The organism is Bacillus sp. FSL K6-0073, assembly GCF_038006085.1.
Lineage (GTDB): Bacteria > Bacillota > Bacilli > Bacillales > Bacillaceae_G > Bacillus_A > Bacillus_A cereus.
In genome coordinates this window covers 1821005-1843467 of record NZ_JBBOUN010000001.1, presented here as the reverse complement: position 1 = coordinate 1843467, position 22463 = coordinate 1821005, and the positions used below count along the sequence as shown (strand labels likewise).

Below are 22463 nucleotides of genomic sequence, written 5' to 3'. Positions count from 1 at the left end.
GTATAAAATATTATAAAGCGTTATATATTATAGCAGAAATATGAACAGAAAGATGCGACATTCTTTTGAATATTTATTCGTTCAAGAAAAAAGCTATCCTTTTAAAAGGATAGCTTTTTCAACTGCCACATAATTAGTTATCTTTGCAAACCTCGTTTATAACGACTTGCTTCAAATATAATACGCTCTTCATCTAACATTTTACATTCGCCATTCCAAACGACACGTTTTCCGTTAATAATTACATCGCTTATATCTTTTCCACTAGCAGCATACACAAGATGTGATAACACTTCATCTGCTGGTTGTAAATGCGGCTTATTAGATGGATCAATCGTAATAAAATCAGCACATTTTCCAACCTCAAGTGATCCTGTTTGTTTCATCCCGATTACTTCAGCAGCCCCTTTAGTCGCAAGTGTAAGAGCTGTTTCAACTGGTAAAGCTGTTGCATCTTGGTGAATACCTTTTTGTAGTAAAGTCGCTATGCGCATTTCTTCAAACATGTCTAAATTATTGTTAGATGCAACACTATCTGTTGCAATTCCTACTTTTATTCCTGCTTCTAGCATCGCTTTTACATTCGCTATACCAGAACCTAGTTTTAAATTACTATTCGGATTATGAGCTACTCGAACGTCATGTTCTGCTAAAAATGCACGCTCATCGTCATTTAATACTACACCGTGTGCAATAACTGTTGGGCGTTTAAACAATCCGCAGCTCGCTGCATATTCTACTGGACGTTTTCCATATTGTGCTTCAATATCACGTACTTCACGCTCTGTTTCAGAAAGGTGGATATGAACCATCGTTTGATTCTCTACTGCAATCCGTGCGCACTCTTCTAACAATTCTGTACTACATGTATATGGACTATGTGGTGCAACCATCGTAGTTAACATGCCACTTTCGTTATAGTAACGCTTCACATATTTCTCAGCTTCTTCAATCGCTTTCTTTTCATCGTCTTTCGTTCCGAAGCTAAATAAAGTCCTTGAAACAGCAGCTCGCATCCCGCTCCTTGATACCGTTTCCATAATTGCGTCTTGATCTACTCCAATTGGATTAAACATGTCAGAGAATGATGTTGTACCACTTTTCACCATCTCAAGTAATCCTAATTCCGTACTAGCGACCGCAATTTGGGGAGTAAATTGACTTTCCAGTGGCCAAATTCTCGTCTCAAGCCATGGCTGTAATAACATATCATCTCCAATACCTCTTAAAAGACTCATTACAACATGTGTATGTGTATTTACAAGCCCTGGTAAAACCCACTTTCCTTTCATGTCAATTACTTCATCTACTTCAAAATCATTAGCGAATTCTCCGCTCTTTACATCTATAATTTGATCATTTTCTACAATGATATATCCATTTTCTATCACTTCGTTTTGTTCATTCATCGTTACAATTGTAGCGTTTACATAAGTTGTTTTCAAAAGTATTTCCCCTTTCAACTCTATGAAGTTCCCTTTAATAAGTTACCACCATTATAGTAACTTATTAAAGATTAAGAGTCAAAAGATAATTTTAATTCTTTCGTTATTTTTCCCTTCAAAATGCTATATTGCTTTTCATTTGTATCTGCAAATGCTTCTTCCCGATTTGATTCCACACCCAAGTAATTCAGGTTTTCATTGAATTGAGACTCTGTAAAATCAAACCTCTGCCCATCTATAAAGTTATAAAAATGCCACACGCCCCCTATTTTTGTCTTTATAATTTTCCCTCCACATATATCTTGAACGACTAGAGCCGTTACACCACACTGTCCCTTTGCTGGATTTTCAATTGTCCACTTTGAACTTGTTTCAATCGACCACGATTTTATTAGTGCTCCATATATTCTTTTTTCCTTTACATCATCCATTCTAACCTTCCCCTACTATTAATAGTTTTACACATCATATTTCAAAAGAGGCAGTAAACGCCCCTTAAAGACAGTTGATGGTGTCTCTCCTATTAACTGTGCTCCCATTTTCAAGTAATATCCTTTTGCATTCGGATCACTATCAATTGTAAAACTTTTTAATCCTAGTTCATTGGCTTTTTCTATTACATACTCCCAAAGTATTTTCCCGTAACCTTTTCCTTTGTAATCAGGATGAATGTACAAGAAATCAAGAGCTTTATCATTACGTAAAAATGAGAAAAAACCAACCTTCGCATTATCGTTTTCTAAAACATATACAAAATTATTTTTTATGTATTCTTCTGTAATTGTTAAATCTTCCTTACAAGCAAGTATGAATTCTTCACTATAATCCCACGTTGCTTTTGATTGTAGTGCGAATTCACTTAATTCATTTGCTTCACTTAGTAACGCTTCTCTTATCTTCATGATTCTTTTTCCTCACCTTCGATATGTAAACTACTAAATTGATTCGGAAAGCACTTCAAAAAACCTTTTTTTCATAAATTAGAGATTATTTTTATAAATCTTTATTATAACCAGTACAATTTTTAACAATTTTTTTAAAGAAAAAGAACGCCATCCCTAAAAGTTGGCGTTCTCTTTTTCTAAAATTTAATCTTCAAACTCACTCATTCATTTTACTATTTCGTACGATACAAACCTATACAGTTTCTACTATCGCTTCAAGCATTGTTCCATTTTTAGCATAATTCGTATGCCAAGAAAAAGCTTTTTCTAAAATATGAGGAGTTTGTCCACCTCTTGTTTTTGCTTCTTCGTAATAAGCTCGTAGCTGTTCACGATACATTGGATGTGCGCAATTCTCAATAATAAGTTCCACTCTTTCTCTTGGCGCAAGTCCCCTTAAGTCGGCATACCCCTGTTCAGTGACGATAACATCTACATCATGTTCAGTATGGTCTACATGAGAAACGAAAGGAACAATACTTGAAATGTTACCACCTTTCGCAATCGATTTAGTAACAAAGATAGCTAGGCGTGCATTTCTTGCAAAATCACCAGACCCACCAATTCCATTCATCATTTTTGTACCTAAAACGTGAGTAGAGTTAACATTTCCGTATATATCTAATTCTAATGCAGTATTAATTGAGATTAATCCAAGGCGACGAATGATTTCAGGATGATTGGAAATCTCTTGCGGACGCATCATTAATTTGTCACGATATTTTTCAAAGTCAGAAAATACTTGTTGCATTTTCTCTTCAGAAAGCGTGATAGAACAACAAGAAGCAAAATTGACTTTTCCAGCATCCATAAGATCAAAAACTGCATCTTGTAAAACTTCAGAATACACTTCTAAATCTTCAAATTCTGAATCTAACATTCCATGCAATACTGCGTTAGCAACTGAACCAATTCCTGATTGTAACGGCGCTAAACGATTTGTTAATCGCCCTATTTTAACTTCTTCTCGAAGGAATTCTATTAAATGCTGTGCCATAATGACCGTTTCTTCATCCGGAGGAACAATTGTCGATGGCGAATCCAATTGATTCGTAAACACAATTCCCTTTACTTTTTCAGGATCAATTGGAATACCGATTGTTCCAATTCGGTCATCTGTTTTCACAAGCGGAATTGGAAGCCTCTCCCCTTGTTTACCTGGTTCATATAGATCATGTAGTCCCTCTAATTGCGTGGATTGAGCCATATTCATTTCAATAATAATAGACTTAGCATGTAAGGAAAACGCTAAGGAATTTCCAATTGAAGTGGTTGGAATAATCATTCCGTCCTCTGTAATCGCAACCGCTTCCAAAATAGCGAAATCTATATCCAGAACGTCAGCGCGGAGTAACTCTGCTGTATGAGATAAGTGTTGATCCACAAATAAAAAGTCTCCGTTATTAATTCCTTTTCGCATAGTCGCGTCAGCTTGGAAAGGTAATCTTTTCCCTAAAATTCCTGCCTCAGCAAATAATTTGTCTACATCCGAGCCTAAAGAAGCCCCAGTATAAACATTTACTTTAAAAGATTCATCATTCTTAACTCGGTTTACAAGCGCAAATGGGACTGCTTTTACATCACCTGCACGTGTAAACCCACTTAAGCCTAAAGTCATTCCACTTTGAATCCAGGAAGCTGCTTCTTCAGGTGTAACTACCCGATCTTTTAGACGTTGATCTCTGATTCTATCTAAATTATTCTCCATATGTAATCCCTCTCTCATTGAATATTCATAATTATTTTACACATTTACACTATCAAAATAGGGATTTTAGTATACAATAACGAAAATTCAGACAGAACAGCAAATTTAGGTTCTAAAGCAGAAAAATTTAGAATCCTAGAAGCTTACGGAAATAACTAGCGTATGATTGACTAACTGGTACTCTCTCACCATTATCCATCGAAAGTACAAAAGTAGAATGGGTATCAGGATAAATCGCTTTAATATGATTAACATTTACAATAAACGAACGGTGACATCTAATAAATGAATCTTTAGGAAGCAAGTATTCGAATTCTTGCAGAGAGTATTTATGTGTTCCTGATAACTCTTCTGAATTCACGTACGTCTTTTTATCTTTAGCCTCTAAATACATAACCTTTGAAAAAGGAACCGGAATCCAGCCGTCTGTTGTTTTTAAAGTAACGACTGACTTTCCATCCGTTAAAGCTGGATAAATTGCCGTTACGCACCCTTCAAGCTTTCCATTGTTTGAAAATGGTACAGCCATTCCATGATAAGGAATACCAAAAACATCCCGATTCATAAACTCAGATGTTTTTTGATTCATCACCATCGCTTTATGAGCAATCGTTCCTTCCTTTATAGGATCCCCAGCGCTAATCTTTAAATCAATTCGTTTACTTGGCCGATAGTAAATATATTCTTTCGTATTCGAAACAGCAATTGAAATTTCATCTGAAAATAATTCACCAACAACATCTAGTAATAAACCTAATGTTCTATCTTCCATTCTATTAACACCTCATTCACTATTATACTACTATTATGAACAGGCATCTGTTTCTTTATAAATAGTTTGATTTTAAATTATTTTTAAAATTAGTTTTATTCACTATTACTTCGTTACTACAAAAAACCTCACTTCAGAAAAGTGAGGTTTCCTCTCATACAATATTTCTTTATTTTTTTAACGACTCTAGAATAAGATTTATTTTTTATTAAGTAAAGTAAATTTAAGAATTTATTGCCCGTATTTCTGTAAAATAAATAATCCCAAACTACAAACAGTTTGGGATTATCTTTCTCATTTATTATGCGCATCTAACCACGAAATTAAATCTTTAAATACTTCATCCTTATTTACTTCATGAAACATTTCATGTCTACCATTTTCATATAAACGTAGTGTCACGTCTTTCACACCACATTTTTTATAGTTTTCATATACTTCTTTTACACCTTTCCCCATATCGCCAACAGGATCACGATCACCAGAGAATATATGTATTGGAAGATTCTTTGGCGTCTTCTTGTATTCTTCTAGTTTATTTACTTCTAATACACCAGAAAATAATTCTCGGTAAAAACTCGTCGTACAAATGAAACCACATAACGGATCCGCAATATATTTATCAACTTGATTATTATCTGAAGATAACCAATCAAATTTTGTACGATTTGGCTTAAAGTTCGAATTGAAGTTTCCGAAAGATAAAAAGTTTAACATTGGACTTTTCGTTTTTGCCCCGCGCAACTTCATTTCGATTGTTGCTACTTTATGACCAATAACTCCTAAAAGCCCTGGATTTCCACCTGTTCCTGAAATCAGAAATCCATCATATAGTTCACCCCTAAGTTGTACAGCACGTCTTGATAAAAAAGAACCCATACTATGTCCAAGTAAAAACAAAGGACTTGACTGCTCTTCTTTTATCCTTTCTGAAACAAAGATAACATCCGATACAACTTGATTCCACCCTATATTTGGTTCAAAATGACCATAATCTTCTTCTTTTTTTACTGTTTTCCCATGTCCTTTATGATCATGCGCATAAACACCATACCCTGCTTCCAATAAAGCATCCACAAATTCTGTATACACCCCTGCATGCTCTGTCATGCCATGTGCAATTTGAATAATTCCTCTCGGATCTCCTTCTGGTAACCACTTACGCAAATAAATTTCCGATCCATCCAATGCCGTAACGAAACTTTCCTGTACATTCATTTCGTCAGCTCCCAACTCTATTATGTATACCTTTAAGAGAAATGAATATCCATTCACTTTTCTTATTTTATATTATATGTAATTGCTTTCATTATGACAAATGATGTATTTTTCAGACTTGCTTTCAAACTGATCTCTTGACGAACCTGAAATAAAATTATATAGTTACTTACATAAAGTAACTATATAATTTTTAGGAGGTTTCTACTATTATGATGCCATCATTATTTTTAGCACATGGTTCGCCTATGCTCGCTATTCAAGATACAGACTATACACGATTTTTAAAAACACTTGGAGAAACCTATAAACCGAAAGCAATTGTTATTTTCACTGCTCACTGGGAAAGTGAAGTATTAACGATTTCCTCATCAGATAACGAGTATGAAACAATTTATGATTTTGGAGGTTTTCCCCCTGAGTTATACGAAATCAAATATCGTGCGAAAGGCTCTTCTAGCATTGCATCTATGTTAGAAACAAAATTTAAGAACAAAGGTATTTCAGTCCATCATAATATGACGAGAGGTTTAGATCATGGTTCATGGACACTCCTGCACCGCATGTATCCAGAAGCAAATATTCCTGTCGTGCAAATATCAGTAAATCCATTCCTTTCTGCAAAAGAACAATTTAAAATTGGAGAAGCACTTAAAGGACTCGGACAAGAAGATATTTTAGTAATCGGGAGTGGTGTTACCGTCCATAACTTACGAGCACTGAAATGGAATCAAACTACACCTGAAAAATGGGCAATTGAATTTGATGATTGGATTATTAAACATATGCAGAATAACGATAAAGATGCATTGTTTAATTGGGAAAAAAATGCTCCTCATGCACAATTAGCAGTACCAAGAGCAGAACATTTTGTTCCTTTATTTATCGCTATGGGAAGTGGTGAAAATAGCGGTGAAGTCATTCACCGTAGTTATGAGCTTGGCACATTAAGCTATCTATGTCTTAAATTTTAAAGAAAAGGATGAAGCAATGATTGCTTCATCCTTTTTTTATTCACTTAGTTAACTAACTTCCAAATGTCGTTTCTCTGATACCTCTTCGTTCTTATTATGAAAATAAACCCAGATACACGCAATAAATAATAGTGATGATGTAGAGAGGAAAACATATTGGAAACCTGCATGCGCTGCAATTTGTCCCCCGAGTACTGGACCAATCATATTTCCTAAAAACTGAAATGATTGATTATATCCAAATATTCTTCCCGTAACATGGGTTGGTGTATGTTGTTTTAGTAGAGTTTGTACGGAAGGTAATAATCCTGCTTGTGCGATACCTAATAAAAATCGAAGAATTAATAGTTGCCAAGCTGAGGTTACAAATGCTTGCGGGATAAAAATAATTCCTGCAGCAAATAACGGCTAATCCTGTCGCTGACATAACTGCTCCCGCAATTGTTTCAATATGTGCAGTATGAGGGCCTACTAAATTTTTCACGTACAATGTAACAATTGGTTGAACTGACATATTAGCAAGTTGAATAATAAATGTTGTAACAAACAAACTAATAATTAAATGCTTCGCTGGGACCATCGTCCATACTTTTTTCGGCTGTGTTTTTTTTGCTTGAGCAGAGTGATTTTCTTCATGCAAGAAGAAAAAAACGATGAGAAAGGAAAGGAATAAAAAAGCTCCTGTAACAAGAAAGACATGACGCATTCCAATTAATTCAGATAAATAACCTCCAAGTAACGGGCCAAGTAACGAACCGCTTACACCACCAGTTGAAATTGTGGAAATTGCCCAACCTGAATGTTCTTTCGGAGTTTCTGCTGCAATAAATGTCATTGCGGTTGAAAGGAAACCAGATACTGCTCCCATTAAAAATCTTAGTGCGACTAATTGATATACATCCGTTACAAACCCCATAAGCGTCATAATAATCGCCATACCGAGGCTAGCACGAATTAGCATCAATTTCCGTCCATGTATATCACCAAGCTTTCCCCATATTGGTGATACGATCGCACCCATTAAAAATGTTACACCAAATGCAAGTCCCGACCACTGTGCAATGCTTGAAGTGCCCGTTACTCCCAATTCCTCAATATAAAAAGATAAGAAAGGAATTACTAAACTCATACCGGCTGCAGTGGTAAAACAACCTAGCCAACAAATCATTAAATTTCGTTTCCAGCTGGCCATTTTCACACCTTCTTTCTTTAGATACCCATTCTACACCCTTTCTTGTAAAAAGTTTAGTAATTTGCTTTATATGCAAGATTTACTACAAAACCCGCTATTTTCTAGTAAAAACCACTACATCTCTACATCATTTTCATAATAAAACCAACTCCTTTAGATGAAGTTGGTTACTTATTATCTATCGATATTAAACGAGCATTACAATTTCTCTCGTAAAACTCAATGGGACCTGCTTGTCCAATAATCGCATATTCATATCCATCTTGCTTCATATTATATAAACAATGATGCAATAATTCTTTTCCTACACCTTTCACACGATTTTGTTTCGCTATGCCCATTGGACCAAACAATCCTTTCTTTCCTCTCACTACATCGTAACAGGCGAAACCAATTATCACTTCCTCCTGCTGTGCAATATAGATAGGTAACTTTTCATTATATGTCCGAAATCCATAATCAACCGACTGTAACCACCGTTCACCAAATTCATCCGCCACAAATCGTGATAACTTATCAAAATCAGAAGGACTAGCTCTTCTTACATGACAAAATAATGTATTATAAATAGATTTAAAACTATTTAAATCAACCGCTAAGTCTCTCGGTGCAGCTGTAATACGTAATATATCTTCTTGCATTTGTGTATGTATAAATTCACCAATATCTGTATCTACACGAAATAATGCATACATAATATGTCCTTCATTGATTACTACTTGCTGAAAGCGTTCCATACGTTTCTTCGCTATTTGTAAAATTTCTATCGCATTATAAGATAGTTTATATTGCTCTATTTTTTTATACTCTTGATTATGTAAATCGAATCGTTTTCGTAACGAAAGTTTTTCTAAAAAATCTGGACCGACTTTATGAAACAAATACATAAATAACTCAGCGCAAACTCCTGTACCTTCTTTACACATACCTATAAACAGATGGACCGGGTGAATTATGCTACACTCACTCTCTTCTGCTGCAATCTCCAATATTTTATGCACACGTTTTGTAAATTGAAATTCCTCCATATGTGTTTCCATCCTCTACTAATTTACTAACAAACCGTAACCATAAATAATTGAAACAATTACACCCACTACCAATATACCTGGAAGTAAATTTGCCACCTTGATTTTAATAATACTAAGCAAGTTCAATCCAATAGCAGATATCATAATGCCGCCCGCAGCCGTCATCTCCACTATAAATTGGTTCATTAATTCTTCCGGGACAAAACTATTAATTTGTGTTGCAAAAACTGCAATACCACCTTCATATAAAACAACTGGAATCGCCGAAAATACTACGCCAATTCCTAGAGTTGTCGTTAATATAATAGAAATAAATCCATCGATAATTGCCTTGGTAAATAAAATATTATGATTTCCGCGAATCCCACTGTCAAGTGCACCAAGTATCCCCATCGCACCAATTGCAAAAATTAAAGTAGCTGTTACAAAACCTTCTGATATGCTTCCTTTCCCCTTCGCTCCAACTTTATTTTCTAGCCAATCCCCTAAATGTTTTAACTTTTCTTCTAATTGTAACCATTCTCCAATTACCGTACCAATCACTAAACTCAGTATGACAACAAGAAAGTTTTCACTTTTTAATGCCATTTGAAGCCCAAGCACAGTAACCGCTAAACCGATTGCGTGCATTATCGTCCCTTTCATACTTTCTGGAATCCTACTAAATAATTTACCAAGTAAAGTACCAAATATAATACAAATCCCATTTACAACTGCTCCTAATATAACCATTTCTCATTCTTCATCCTTCGAATTCTTTATTTCTATATTTTGGTTTATACATTGATTTACAGGTTATCTATATGTTAACTTAATATTGAGAATATTAACAAATGTTTTCCACTACATAACCCGCTGTTTTTTTGTAACTTTAATTACCTTTAATAGATTCAGTGTTAATTTAATTGCGGGATAATATTAAAAGGGAAGGTATATATGAAAACTTTACTAAAACGATTTTTGTTAATAGCCTTTTTCATTACACCGATTGTTTTATTAATCAATTACTCTTTTATTTCAAAAGCAAAAGACAAACCCGATTTGCAAAACAAATCTAGTAAAACCGCTTCAAAAAGCGAAAAGAAAATAGAAGACCAAGAAATCACACTCACCTTCTCTGGTGATACAATGTTTGATTGGCAATTACGTCCTATAATCGAAAAGAATGGGGCTGATTACCCATTCCAACATGTAAAAGAAGAAATAAAAAAAGCTGATATTTCTTTTGTGAATTTAGAATCGGCATTTACAACGAAAGAAAAGAAAGCACCTGGGCAATTGTTTTGGATTAAAAGTGATCCATCTACACTACAAGCTATTAAAAACACTGGATATGACATCGTAAATATTGGGAATAACCACACACTTGATTATGGGCAAGATGGATTATTGGATACGATTTCTCACGTAGAAAAATTAAAGTTCCCTTACATTGGAGCCGGAAAAAATGCAAAAGATGCATATACTGCACGAGAAATGACCGTAAAAGGGAAAAAGTTTAAATTTCTTTCCTTCGTTCGATTTATGCCTGATTCTAATTGGGTAGCTGGTGAGAATAAACCTGGCGTTGCGAATGGCTATGATTTAAATCTTGTAACAAAAACAATTAAAGAACAAAAACAAGATGCAGACTATTTAATCGTCTATATGCATTGGGGCGTTGAAAAATCAAACCGTCCGGTAGAATACCAAAAGCAATATGTACCTAAAATGGTTGAAGCAGGAGCTAACGCGATTGTCGGAAGCCATCCACATTGGTTACAAGGGTTTGAGTATTATAATAAAGTTCCTATCGCTTACTCATTAGGTAACTTTTTATTCCCAAGTTATGTGAATGGAAAAAGCGCCGAAACTGGCGTATTAACTTTAACTTTTAAAGGAAAGGATGTCCAAATGTCATTCAATCCTTATATCATTCGCAACAACCAAGTTTCCCCTGTAAATGAGGAAGAAAAGAAAAAAGCTCTTCAATATTTACAAACAATTTCAACTGATGTAGAAATTGATGATACAGGGAAAATAAAAAATAAACGAAACTAGACAGCTCAAGATCTATTTCTCTGTAATCTACTTTACAGAATAGGTGATAAACATGCTGAAAAACTTATTAGAAAATGTAAGTTTGTTAGAAAATATTTATAAAATGTCTATAGCCGTTCTACTTTTATGTTCAGTTTTTTCTGTTAGATTTCTAAAAAAATAAAACGTGAACGAAAACTTACTACCTTTGAATTTACTATGTATGTAATTATTCGCATTGCGATATTTTTTTGGTTAACTAGCTTTATTCTTCTTGAATTTAATGATTATCTAGTTTAACTATAAAAAAGATAGAACAAGCACTATATTTCCTCGCTTGTATCTATCTTTTTTATTTAGATGCTTACTCTTCCCTTCTATTAAATAAGCAAATCAAACAAAACAGGGTTTTTATTAAGCTCCATAAATTGAATATTATTTTCTTTAAAGCGAGTAATTAATTGCTCATAATCTTCTTTATGTTTTAACTCTACTCCGACTAATGCTGGACCATTTTCCTTATTATGTTTCTTAATATACTCAAAACGAGTAATATCATCTTCTGGCCCCAATCCTTTATCAAGAAATTCTCTTAACGCGCCTGAACGCTGCGGGAATTCAATGATGAAATAATGCTTTAACCCTTCATAAATGAGAGATCGTTCTTTCATTTCTTGCATTCTATCAATGTCATTATTTCCACCACTTAGCGTACATACAACTGTTTTATCTTTAATTTCATCTCTGTATAAATCAAGTGCTGCAATAGAGAGTGCACCAGCCGGTTCAGCTACAATCGCATTTTTCTTATACAGTTCTAAAATCGTCGTACAAACTTTCCCCTCTGGTACTAAAACGATGTCATCAATTACATCTTTACAAGTTTCAAAAGTTAACTTTCCTACCTTTTTAACAGCTGCCCCATCAACAAAACTATCTATTTTCTCTAATGCGACATTATCATTTTGAAGAAAAGCCTCTTTCATAGATGCAGCTCCCATCGGTTCTACACCAATAACCTTTGTAGTAGGACTAACACCTTTTACATATGTACCAACACCTGATGCTAATCCACCACCGCCGATTGCCGCAAAGATATAATCAACCGGTTTCTCCATATCATGCATAATTTCAACTGCCACTGTCCCTTGACCAGCAACTACATACGGATCATCAAACGGATGAACAAATGTCATTCTATTTTCTTCACAATAACACTGTGCTTCTTGGAAAGAGCTATCGAATGTATCACCAACTAATACAATCTCTGCGAAATCACCACCGAAAAATTGTACTTGTGATACTTTTTGTTTCGGTGTTGTTGTGGGCATAAATATTTTCGACGGAATCTTCAATAAATTACATGTATAAGCAACTCCTTGCGCATGATTACCAGCACTTGCACAAACAACACCGTTTTGTAACTTTTCTTTCGGTAAACTTTGAATCAAATTGTATGCACCACGAATTTTGAAAGAGCGAATTAATTGTAAATCTTCTCGTTTTACATAAACGTCACAATCATATTTCTCAGATAAAACTGTATCACGTTGTAACGGTGTTTTAATAACGATATCTTTCATGCAATTATGAGCCATTAAGATATCTTCAATTTTCACTCTCTCCTTTACCTTTTGCACCATTATATATCATCCTTATCTCTTTTAAATTGGCTCAATCAAAATGTGGGATTTTCAGAACAGCCCCTGTATTCGCCGATGTTACCATTTGTGCATAACGTCCAAGCCAGCCAGTTTTCACTTTCGGTTCTGGTCGTTTCCATTCTTTTTTACGCTTATCTAATTCTTCATTACTCACTCTTACTTCTAGCAAGCGTTCTTCAACATCAATACATACAATATCCCCTTGTTCAAGAAGTGCGATTGTTCCACCAGCTGCTGCTTCTGGTGAAATATGTCCTACTGAAATTCCACGTGAAGCTCCAGAGAAACGTCCATCCGTTAATAATGCAACCTCAGCACCTAATCCCATTCCAGCAATTGCTGATGTTGGTGCTAACATTTCTGGCATACCAGGGCCACCTCTTGGTCCTTCATAACGAATGACAACTACATCTCCTTTTTTCACTTTCCCAAGCATAATGCCAGCAAGTGCCTCATCTTGTGAATTAAAAATAACGCAAGGTCCTTCAAAACGCTTTACCTCTGTTGCACCGCTTTTAATAACCGCTCCATCTTTCGCAAGGTTGCCTTTTAATATACGCAATCCTCCTTCCTCACTATGAGGGTTTTCAAGAGAGTGAATAACTTCCTTATCTTTAATCTCTGCCTCAGCAATATTTTCTCTTAATGTTTGCCCCGTAGCAGTTATTCGATCAAGATGAAGTACTCCTTCTTTCCGGCTCATCTCTTTCAAAATTGCACTAATCCCGCCCGCACGATCAATATCTTCCATATGCCAATTGGAAGCAGGGCTTACTTTACATAAATGTGGTACACGTCTTGAAACGGCATCAATACGGTTCATATCGTAATCTAATCCAGCCTCTTGCGCGAGCGCCAATGTATGCAACACTGTATTTGTTGAACCGCCCATCGCCATATCAAGCGCAAACGCATCATCAATTGCTTCTTCCGTTACAATGTCTCTTGGTTTAATATCTCTTTCAATTAAAATTTTCAATTTCTCTGCTGCTTGTTTAATTAACTCTTCACGTCTTGGATCAATTGCTAAAATACTCCCGTTACCAGGAAGAGCTAAACCTAACACTTCACATAAACAATTCATAGAGTTCGCGGTAAACATACCCGAACAAGAGCCACAAGATGGACAGCCATGATCTTCAATATCTTTTAATTCTTCTTCTGAAATTTTCCCAGATTGATAAGCTCCTACTCCTTCAAAAACGGAACTCAGATCAACAACTTCTCCTTTAGATGTTTTTCCTGCTGCCATCGGGCCGCCTGAAACAAACACAGTCGGAATATTAATACGTAGTGCAGCCATCATCATACCTGGTGTAATTTTGTCACAGTTTGGGATACAAATCATGCCGTCAAACCAGTGTGCATTTACAACCGTTTCTACTGAATCTGCAATTATTTCACGACTCGGAAGAGAATAACGCATACCGATATGTCCCATCGCAATACCATCGTCAACTCCAATTGTATTGAATTCGAATGGTACCATACCTGCCGCACGAACTGCCTCTTTTACAAGTTTCCCAAACTTGTTCAAGTGTTTATGCCCTGGAATAATTTCAATAAAAGAATTACAAATCGCTATGAAAGGTTTATCAAAATCTTCATCTTTCAAACCAGTTGCTTTTAATAAACTACGGTGCGGCGCTTTATCAAAACCTTTTTTAATCATGTCACTTCTCATCTTGTCAAATCCCCTCTTACATATTTTTCATTTATACTCTCTTACTCTATTTCTTTACTAATTCTTTCGGTGCATGAATCCAACTCATCATTTCACGAAGCTCTGCTCCCACTTTTTCTAATTGATGATTTTGTTCTGCTTTTTTCATTGCGTTATACGTCGGACGCCCTGCTTGATTTTCTAAAATCCATTTCTTCGCAAATTCACCTTGCTGAATTTCTGTCAGAACACGCTTCATTTCCTTCTTCGTTTCATCTGTAACAATTCTCGATCCTGTTACATAATCTCCAAATTCTGCCGTATCTGAAATAGAATGGCGCATATTCGTTAATCCACCTTCGTACATTAAGTCAACAATTAGCTTTAATTCATGCAAACATTCAAAGTATGCAATTTCAGGACGATATCCACCTTCCGTTAACGTTTCGAACCCGGCCTTCACAAGTGCAGTTACCCCGCCGCAAAGTACAGCTTGCTCACCGAATAAATCCGTTTCGGTTTCTTCTTGGAATGTCGTTTCAATTACACCCGCCCGTGTACAACCTACACCTTTTGCATACGCTAATGCTACATGTAGCGCTGTTCCCGTCGCATCTTGATGCACTGCGACTAATGCCGGAACACCATTTCCTTCTTGATATACACGGCGAACGAGATGACCTGGACTTTTTGGCGCAACCATTGCTACATCTACGTAACTTGGCGGATTAATTTGGCCGAAGTGAATGTTAAATCCATGTGAGAAAAGTAACATTTGCCCTTCACGGAGATCCTCTTCTACTTCTGTTTTATATACATGTGCTTGCTGTTCATCTGGCAATAACATTTGTACAACTTGTGCGGTTCGAACCGCTTCTGAAACAGACATTACTTCAAATCCATCTGCTTTTGCTACTTCATACGATTTACCAGGTCTAACACCAACTACAACTTCCACACCTGAATCACGTAAATTTTGTGCCTGCGCATGCCCTTGAGATCCATAACCAATTACCGCAACTGTTTTCCCTTGTAATAACTCTACATTTGCATCTTTCTCATAATACGTTTTCATACTCCATACACCCCTTATAATTTATTTACTTGCAGTACATCAATTAATTTTTTCAACTGACTAACAAGTAATGTCGCTTCATTTTCAGTACAAACTGCTGTGAGTTTCATTTCAGAAACGCCACTCGTATCTCTTTCGTTTAAATGTAAAGAAGAAATATAATAGCCACGCCGAGCAAAAATTCCACTTATACGTAATAAGACACTTGGCTCGTTATGAATAACGAGTGAAAAAGTATGACTCATTCTTCCCACCTCTTCATAATCATTTCGTTATTCCCTTTGTTTGGCGGAACCATCGGAAATACGTTTTCACCTTCTTCTACACAAAAATCAACTACGACAGGACCTTCGTGAGCAAATGCTTCTAACACCACTTGTTTCGCCTCTGTTGAATTTGTCGCCCTTAATCCCTTCACTCCATAAGCTTCTGCCACTTTCACAAAATCTGGTGAGCCAATTTTTGACTCTGATAAACGATTTTCATAAAACATTTCTTGCCATTGCCTTACCATCCCTAAAAATTTGTTATTTATAATAAATACTTTTACAGGGATATTATTTTCAGCAATTGTTTGTAGTTCTTGAATGTTCATTTGAAAAGAAGCATCACCTGCAATACAAATGACAAGTTCTTCTTCTTTTGCAAGCTGAGCACCAATTGCCGCTGGGAACCCAAACCCCATTGTTCCTAATCCTCCAGAGGTAAGGAACGTCCGAGGTTTTCTTGCTTTATAGAAGTGAGCAGCCCACATTTGATGCTGTCCTACTTCTGTTGTGACAATCGCTTCACCATTCGTTAATTCACTTACTAAGTTAATCACATGCTGTGGTTTTAACTCAGATTTTTTTTGCTTATAAGAAAGTGGATATTCTTCTTTCCATGCCTTTACTTTCTGAAGCCATTCATCTGTTTGTGTATAAATAGACATATGTAACAACATGTGTAACGCTTTTTTTACATCACCAACAATCGGATGCTCTACAGTTACATTTTTATGAAACTCAGAAGGATCAATATCAATATGTACTTTTTTCGAGTGCGGAGAAAAAAGTTCTAATTTTCCTGTTACACGATCATCGAAGCGAACACCTAATGCAAGTAGTAAATCACATTCTGTTACCGCCATATTAGCAGCGTATGTCCCATGCATACCAAGCATCCCTAGAAACAATGGATCTCCCGGTGGATATGCACCAAGTCCCATTAAAGTTGAAACGACTGGAATACGGTTCTCCCTTGCGAATTCGAAGAGTTCATCGGATCCACCTGAATGAATGACACCTCCTCCAATATAAAGAAGTGGACGCTTTGATTTTGAAATTGCTTTAGCCACCTCTCTAAGTTTCATGCTGTCTGGTACAAGTTCTGGTTTGTACCCCGGAATATCAACTTCTTCATTAAAAAAACTGGTGACTTTTGCATTTTGAACATCTTTTGGAATATCGATTAATACTGGTCCCGGTCTTCCGCTTTTGGCGATGTAAAAAGCTTCTTGCACAATTCGTGATACATGATTTACATCACGAACTTGGTAATTATGCTTCGTAACAGGTACTGTAATTCCGACAACATCCGCTTCTTGAAATCCATCTTTACCAATTAAAGGCGTTGCAACTTGGCCGGTAATGACAACTAAAGGAATCGAATCCATATAAGCGTCTGCTAAGCCCGTAACTAAATTTGTCGCCCCTGGGCCAGAGGTAGCAAAGACTACCCCGACCTTCCCAGAAGCTCTCGCATATCCTTCAGCCGCATGAATGGCAGCTTGTTCATGACGAGTTAAAACATGTTTCAAACCACTTTCGTATAACGCATCGTATACTGGTAAAATCGCTCCGCCTGGATAGCCGAAAACGGTCGTTACACCCAATTTCTTCAAACCTTGAATCACGTGCCCAGCGCCTGTCATTTCTTCACACTGTAACTTCTCATACGCTGTATACTGCTGCTTCATTTCAATTAACTCCTCTCCTTATTTATGCTAAGCTTTCCGTCAGCCCGGGAACACGTACTCCTCTTTCTCTCGTTAATTTTTTAAATTCTTCGGTCAATTGTTTCGTTACACTTCCTGGTTTCCCATCTCCAATTTCTCTCGAATCAACTTTTACAACTGGAATTAACTCCGCTGCTGTTCCTGTTAAAAATACTTCATCCGCTACATATACGTCATGGCGAGTGAATGGTCTTTCCTCACACGGAATACTCAGTCGTTCACATAGCTCGATAACACTATTTCTCGTAATACCTTCTAATGCCCCTAAATAGGATGGCGGGGTTAATACTTTTCCATCTTTCACAACGAAAACATTATCGCCAGAACCTTCACAAACATATCCTTGTTGATTTAACATAAGAGCCTCTAACACTCCTGCTTGTGCCGCCTCAATTTTTACAAGTACGTTATTTAAATAATTCATTGACTTAATACGTGGATCTAACGCGTCTGGCGTATTACGTCTTGATGCAACAGATACAACGCTTAGCCCATTATCATAAAATTCTTGTGGGAATAACTTTAATTGTTCTGCAATGATAATTACGCTCGGCTTCACACAACTTCTCGGATCAAGTCCTAAGTCACCTTTTCCTCTTGAGACAATTAAGCGAATATAAGCATCAGCGTATTCATTTTTTTGGAGTGTATGTAAAACTGCTTCTTCCATTTCTTCTACCGTCATTGGAATTGTTAGTAAAATAGATTTCGCTGATTCATACAATCGTTTCACATGTTCTTTTAAACAAAATACATTTCCTCCGTAACTACGAATCCCTTCAAATACACCGTCTCCGTATAAAAAACCGTGATCATACACTGAAACAACTGCCTTTTCTTTTTCTACAAATTCCCCATTCATGTAAATGTACTGGTTTCCCATCTCACATCGCTCCTCTTTTTTCTCTATTTTTGCAATCTATTTCTACATCGATTGCTGAGATGAGTATTTTTAACAGAATATTCAGTATATAACCCTTAAAAATATACTCGTCTCAACAATCGATTACTTACATACTTGTAGCAATCCATTGCTGAGACGAGGGAATCGTGGTACCACTCAGCTTCCTTATACTTCTCACGAAACATAAGCTCTGCAAGTCCAATTAGACTTTTGTTTTTCTATCGGGAACAACCCCGCTACTTTTTACTAGTTTTCAAAAGTAGTGCTCCAAGGTGATTTTCAATGATTGAATTGTTACCACCCTCACAGCCTCGGGGCAGCTCTCTGAAACAATCTTTATCATTTACTCTCCTCTTCTACGCATTCTCTTCTTCTATTTTTAAAAATAAAAACTCTCGCCTCAGCAATCAACTACTACAATTTAGTAGCTTTGATTGCTGAGGCGAGAGTTTCGCGTTACCACTCAGCTTCCTTATACTTCTCACGAAATATAAGCTTTGTAGGTCCAATCAGACCTCCGTCCTTTTACCGGAGACGATGCCGCCGCCCTCTACTCAGTTTCCCTTTCGCAAGCGATGCTCCGAGGTGATCTTCAATGATTCGATTGTTACTACCCTCACAGCCTTGGAGTAGCTCTCTGAAACGATCATAATCATCTACTTTCCTCTTCTTTGCATATACAACATATAAAGTTAGAAAATTCTTAATTAACTTTTATTTGTTACACGTATTATAGGACGTTGTTCTTTTCGTTGTCAACATGTTTTTTCAAAAAAAAATCAAAATTCATTCTATTTATTTTTTCTCAAATCAAAATTGGAATGCATTACTTACATACACTCATATATTACTTAAGTATGTTTGCATTACTACATAAAGAAAAACTTATAAAGTTTATGAGGAGATGAGGAAACTATGTTAAAAGGGAAAGTAGCGTTAGTTACAGGAGCAAGCCGAGGAATTGGACGAGCGATCGCTAAACGTTTAGCAAATGACGGTGCATTGGTTGCTGTTCATTACGGTAATCGAAAAGATGACGCTGAAGAAACTGTTCAGGAAATTCGATCAGATGGTGGCCAAGCTTTTTCTATCGGCGCAAATTTAGAATCCTTACACGGTGTAGAAAACCTTTATAAAGCTTTAGATACTGAATTACAAAAGCGCACTGGTGAAACACAATTTGATATTTTAATAAACAATGCTGGCATTGGTCCTGGTGCTTTTATTGAAGAAACGACTGAACAATTTTTTGATAGAATGTTTTCAGTAAATGCAAAAGCACCATTCTTTATCATTCAACAAGCACTGCCACGTTTACGTGACAATAGCCGAATTATTAATATTTCATCCGCTGCCACCCGCATTTCTTTACCTGATTTTGTTGCATATAGTATGACGAAAGGCGCTATTAATACAATGACTTTTACGCTAGCAAAACAGCTTGGAGCACGAGGAATAACGGTGAATGCAATACTTCCAGGATTTATTAAAACAGATATGAATGCAGAACTCCTGAGCGACCCGATGATGAAGCAGTACGCTACTACTATTTCCGCTTTCAATCGCTTAGGTGAAGTAGAAGACATTGCCGATACTGCTGCATTCCTTGCTTCTCCAGACAGCCGCTGGGTAACTGGACAATTAATTGATGTGAGCGGAGGATCTTGTTTATAAAAAACATATATTTTCAAATCTTTTTTATTGCGCAATAAAACAATTTATATAATACTATATAAAACATATACATTTAGGAGGATTACAGCAATGTCCGAAAAAACATACGAACTCGCAACCTTCGCAGGCGGTTGCTTTTGGTGCATGGTAAAACCATTTGATGAACTTCCTGGTATTCATAAAGTACTTTCTGGCTATGCAGGAGGTCATGTAGAAAACCCAACATATGAACAAGTAAAAGCTGGAACATCTGGACATTTAGAAGTTGTTCAAATTACATTCGATCCTTCTATTTTTCCTTATCAGAAATTACTAGACTTATATTGGCCACAAATCGATCCAACTGATGATGGCGGACAATTTTTTGACCGTGGTCCATCTTATCGTACCGCTATTTTTTATCATAACGAAACACAAAAAGAGCTTGCTGAAAAATCAAAACAAGCTCTTACAGAAAGCGGTATGTTTAAAGATCCAATCGTGACTGAAATTCGTCCTGCTGCACCTTTTTACGCAGCAGAGGAATACCACCAACATTTCTATAAAAAGAATCCAGAGAAATATGCTACTGAGCAAAAGGAATCTGGTCGTGAAGACTTTATTAAAAAAAATTGGCAAAAAAAATAATAAAAACGCATCGTGCTTTTTTTATACGATGCGTTTTTATTTTTGATAAAAGTACCATACAATGATGAGAACAACCGCTGTTAATGCCCAAAGCGCTACTTCATTTTTCACTCTACTCTTTTTCTTAGTCATTTCATCTCCTCCTAATAGCAATACAACGTATTCAAGATTTCCTCTGTTTCATTGTCCACCTTATATACATAAATACATCCTTACCAATCCTTATAACAAGACCACCAATGATTCCGATTGCAATTGAAATTACTAACATTTGTCCAAAGCTAAAAGAATTTGTGTACGTTATGTAAAGAACGATACATATAAGTAAAACATCCGGTAAAGAAAGCAAAAACTTTTTAAGCATTTCTTTATCTCCTCTATACTTTATTTATATCTTCTACTGTAATTTTGAAATATAGTTTGTTCAAAAATTCCATTTAGACCCTCATTTTATGAAAAATAATAAGAATCCCTTTTCAAAAGAGATTCTTATTCAGTAGATTTAAGTTTAATTATTTTCTACATATCCTATTCCATAATTACTCCTAAAATAGAATAATATTACTAATAATTGATTGTAAATTGACTATTTGCCAGGCAACCGAATGTCGCGCCAGCTACCTACATCGCATTGGCCAAATTCATTATTACCTACCGCGACCACCGTGCCGTCTGATTTTAGTCCGACTGTATGTGCACAACCAGCCGCTATCGCTACAATATCGCGCCAATCGCTTACGTTACATTGACCATACTCATTCCAGCCCACCGCCACCACGGTACCGTCTGATTTTAGTCCGATTGTATGATTGGTACCAGCCGCTATTGCTACAATATCTATCCAGCCACTTACACCACACTGGTTATGTTTATCATTCCCCACTGCTGTCACCGTACCGTCTCGTTTAAGACCAACAGTATGAAGATACCCAGCCTTGACCGCTACAATACCTCGCCAGCTACTTACATTGCATTGACCATATCGATTATTCCCCACAGTCGTCAATGTTCCGTCCAATTTGAGACCGACTGTATGCCAGTCACCCGCTGTGACTGCCACAATACCTTGCCAACTGCTTACATTGCATTCTCCTTCTTTATTTCGGCCCACCGCTACTACCGTGCTATCCGATTTAAGGCCAATAGTACGACGCCACCCTGCCGCAACCGCTACAATATTATGCCAATCGTTTACATCACATTGTTCATGCTTATTCCAACCCACTGCTACCGTAGTACTGTCACATGTAAGACCGATTGTATGAGCATTACCCGTGTTCGTTGCCATATGAACATTGCCCACTGCGACTGCTTCAATATCTCGCCAGCCACTTACATTACATTCCCCTTCTTTATTCCGGCCCACCGCTACTACCGTGCCATCCGATTTAAGGCCAACAGTATGACAACGCCCCGCCGCTATCATATCTTTGGGCCATCGCTTCACTTTTTCTTTCGATAAAAGGTAATCCATGTTTTACCTCCTTGCATATAAGCAACTGTATCATAATAGATATTTTTATCAAATTTCATTATAAATCTACATTTACAAAGAAA

General features: G+C 36.4%; 20 protein-coding genes, 2 pseudogenes and 1 other annotated feature. Of the genes and pseudogenes, 5 read left to right on the top strand and 17 right to left on the bottom strand.

Annotated elements, in window-relative coordinates:
* Positions 1–137: 137 nt before the first annotated feature.
* From MHB52_RS09710 to MHB52_RS09685, 6 genes are all read right to left on the bottom strand, one after another.
* Positions 138–1463: a bifunctional S-methyl-5'-thioadenosine deaminase/S-adenosylhomocysteine deaminase gene (locus MHB52_RS09710; protein ID WP_016117582.1), complete on the bottom strand. Its 1326-nt coding sequence runs from the start codon at positions 1461–1463 to the stop codon at positions 138–140.
* A 53-nt stretch (positions 1464–1516) separates the two neighbouring features.
* Positions 1517–1876, bottom strand: a complete 360-nt coding sequence (locus tag MHB52_RS09705) for a YunG family protein (RefSeq protein WP_000342921.1) — start codon at positions 1874–1876, stop codon at positions 1517–1519.
* Between the two features lie 27 nt (positions 1877–1903).
* Complete coding sequence (locus tag MHB52_RS09700) at positions 1904–2347, bottom strand: GNAT family N-acetyltransferase (RefSeq protein WP_061663938.1); 444 nt, start codon at positions 2345–2347, stop codon at positions 1904–1906.
* Between the two features lie 235 nt (positions 2348–2582).
* Positions 2583–4097 (bottom strand): acetyl-CoA hydrolase/transferase family protein, encoded by a 1515-nt coding sequence (locus MHB52_RS09695; protein WP_061663937.1) that lies wholly within the window; start codon positions 4095–4097, stop codon positions 2583–2585.
* Between the two features lie 127 nt (positions 4098–4224).
* Positions 4225–4869, bottom strand: a complete 645-nt coding sequence (locus MHB52_RS09690; protein WP_000390207.1) for a LytTR family DNA-binding domain-containing protein — start codon at positions 4867–4869, stop codon at positions 4225–4227.
* Positions 4870–5163: 294 nt separating this feature from the next.
* Positions 5164–6087 carry an alpha/beta hydrolase gene (locus tag MHB52_RS09685; protein WP_001102587.1) on the bottom strand — a complete coding sequence of 308 codons (924 nt, stop codon included), beginning with the start codon at positions 6085–6087 and terminating at the stop codon, positions 5164–5166.
* 212 nt (positions 6088–6299) lie between these two features.
* Here MHB52_RS09685 and MHB52_RS09680 point away from each other — a divergent pair, with 212 nt between their 5' ends.
* On the top strand, positions 6300–7061 hold the full coding sequence (locus tag MHB52_RS09680) for a DODA-type extradiol aromatic ring-opening family dioxygenase (protein ID WP_016117578.1): 762 nt from the start codon (positions 6300–6302) through the stop codon (positions 7059–7061).
* Between the two features lie 48 nt (positions 7062–7109).
* Here the strand turns inward: MHB52_RS09680 and MHB52_RS09675 are convergent.
* The 3 genes and pseudogenes from MHB52_RS09675 to MHB52_RS09665 all read right to left on the bottom strand — a co-directional run bounded on the left by MHB52_RS09675 (position 7110) and on the right by MHB52_RS09665 (position 10016).
* Positions 7110–8253, bottom strand: a pseudogene (locus MHB52_RS09675) (MFS transporter).
* Between the two features lie 167 nt (positions 8254–8420).
* The gene (locus tag MHB52_RS09670) at positions 8421–9281 is read right to left on the bottom strand and encodes a GNAT family N-acetyltransferase (protein ID WP_000390845.1); all 861 of its coding nucleotides are present in this window, start codon (positions 9279–9281) and stop codon (positions 8421–8423) included.
* 18 nt (positions 9282–9299) lie between these two features.
* Complete coding sequence (locus MHB52_RS09665) at positions 9300–10016, bottom strand: DUF554 domain-containing protein (RefSeq protein ID WP_061663936.1); 717 nt, start codon at positions 10014–10016, stop codon at positions 9300–9302.
* Positions 10017–10220: 204 nt separating this feature from the next.
* Between MHB52_RS09665 and MHB52_RS09660 the strand changes: the two genes are divergently transcribed.
* Both MHB52_RS09660 and MHB52_RS09655 read left to right on the top strand, forming a co-directional pair.
* Positions 10221–11324, top strand: a complete 1104-nt coding sequence (locus tag MHB52_RS09660) for a CapA family protein (RefSeq protein ID WP_000854538.1) — start codon at positions 10221–10223, stop codon at positions 11322–11324.
* A 52-nt stretch (positions 11325–11376) separates the two neighbouring features.
* Positions 11377–11603: pseudogene (locus tag MHB52_RS09655) on the top strand (hypothetical protein).
* A gap of 80 nt (positions 11604–11683) precedes the next feature.
* On the opposite strand, the gene ilvA reads toward MHB52_RS09655, so the two are convergent.
* Genes ilvA through ilvE form a run of 6 tightly spaced genes read right to left on the bottom strand, consistent with a single transcriptional unit; the run spans position 11684 to position 18584 of the window.
* Positions 11684–12946 carry a threonine ammonia-lyase IlvA gene (ilvA, locus tag MHB52_RS09650; protein WP_000250321.1) on the bottom strand — a complete coding sequence of 421 codons (1263 nt, stop codon included), beginning with the start codon at positions 12944–12946 and terminating at the stop codon, positions 11684–11686.
* Between the two features lie 31 nt (positions 12947–12977).
* Complete coding sequence (ilvD, locus tag MHB52_RS09645) at positions 12978–14651, bottom strand: dihydroxy-acid dehydratase (protein ID WP_061663935.1); 1674 nt, start codon at positions 14649–14651, stop codon at positions 12978–12980.
* A gap of 46 nt (positions 14652–14697) precedes the next feature.
* Positions 14698–15705 carry a ketol-acid reductoisomerase gene (ilvC, locus tag MHB52_RS09640; RefSeq protein WP_061663934.1) on the bottom strand — a complete coding sequence of 336 codons (1008 nt, stop codon included), beginning with the start codon at positions 15703–15705 and terminating at the stop codon, positions 14698–14700.
* Between the two features lie 14 nt (positions 15706–15719).
* On the bottom strand, positions 15720–15950 hold the full coding sequence (locus MHB52_RS09635; RefSeq protein ID WP_000019916.1) for an ACT domain-containing protein: 231 nt from the start codon (positions 15948–15950) through the stop codon (positions 15720–15722).
* On the bottom strand, positions 15947–17662 hold the full coding sequence (ilvB, locus tag MHB52_RS09630; RefSeq protein WP_044795700.1) for an acetolactate synthase large subunit: 1716 nt from the start codon (positions 17660–17662) through the stop codon (positions 15947–15949). The genes MHB52_RS09635 and ilvB overlap by 4 nt, the downstream gene beginning before the upstream one ends.
* Positions 17663–17684: 22 nt before the next feature.
* The gene (gene ilvE / locus MHB52_RS09625) at positions 17685–18584 is read right to left on the bottom strand and encodes a branched-chain-amino-acid transaminase (protein ID WP_000528156.1); all 900 of its coding nucleotides are present in this window, start codon (positions 18582–18584) and stop codon (positions 17685–17687) included.
* A 149-nt stretch (positions 18585–18733) separates the two neighbouring features.
* Positions 18734–18973 (bottom strand) — a binding site (T-box leader).
* Between the two features lie 547 nt (positions 18974–19520).
* Here ilvE and MHB52_RS09620 point away from each other — a divergent pair.
* Together MHB52_RS09620 and msrA are read left to right on the top strand one after the other, a co-directional pair.
* Positions 19521–20279: an SDR family oxidoreductase gene (locus MHB52_RS09620; protein ID WP_000911815.1), complete on the top strand. Its 759-nt coding sequence runs from the start codon at positions 19521–19523 to the stop codon at positions 20277–20279.
* A gap of 90 nt (positions 20280–20369) precedes the next feature.
* Positions 20370–20906, top strand: a complete 537-nt coding sequence (gene msrA, locus MHB52_RS09615; protein WP_061663933.1) for a peptide-methionine (S)-S-oxide reductase MsrA — start codon at positions 20370–20372, stop codon at positions 20904–20906.
* A gap of 163 nt (positions 20907–21069) precedes the next feature.
* Here the strand turns inward: msrA and MHB52_RS09610 are convergent, their stop codons facing one another.
* A complete protein-coding gene (locus MHB52_RS09610) occupies positions 21070–21270 on the bottom strand; it encodes a hypothetical protein (protein WP_000913386.1) in 201 nt (66 codons plus the stop codon).
* Positions 21271–21492: 222 nt separating this feature from the next.
* The gene (locus MHB52_RS09605) at positions 21493–22380 is read right to left on the bottom strand and encodes an RCC1 domain-containing protein (RefSeq protein WP_061663932.1); all 888 of its coding nucleotides are present in this window, start codon (positions 22378–22380) and stop codon (positions 21493–21495) included.
* Positions 22381–22463 lie beyond the last annotated feature (83 nt).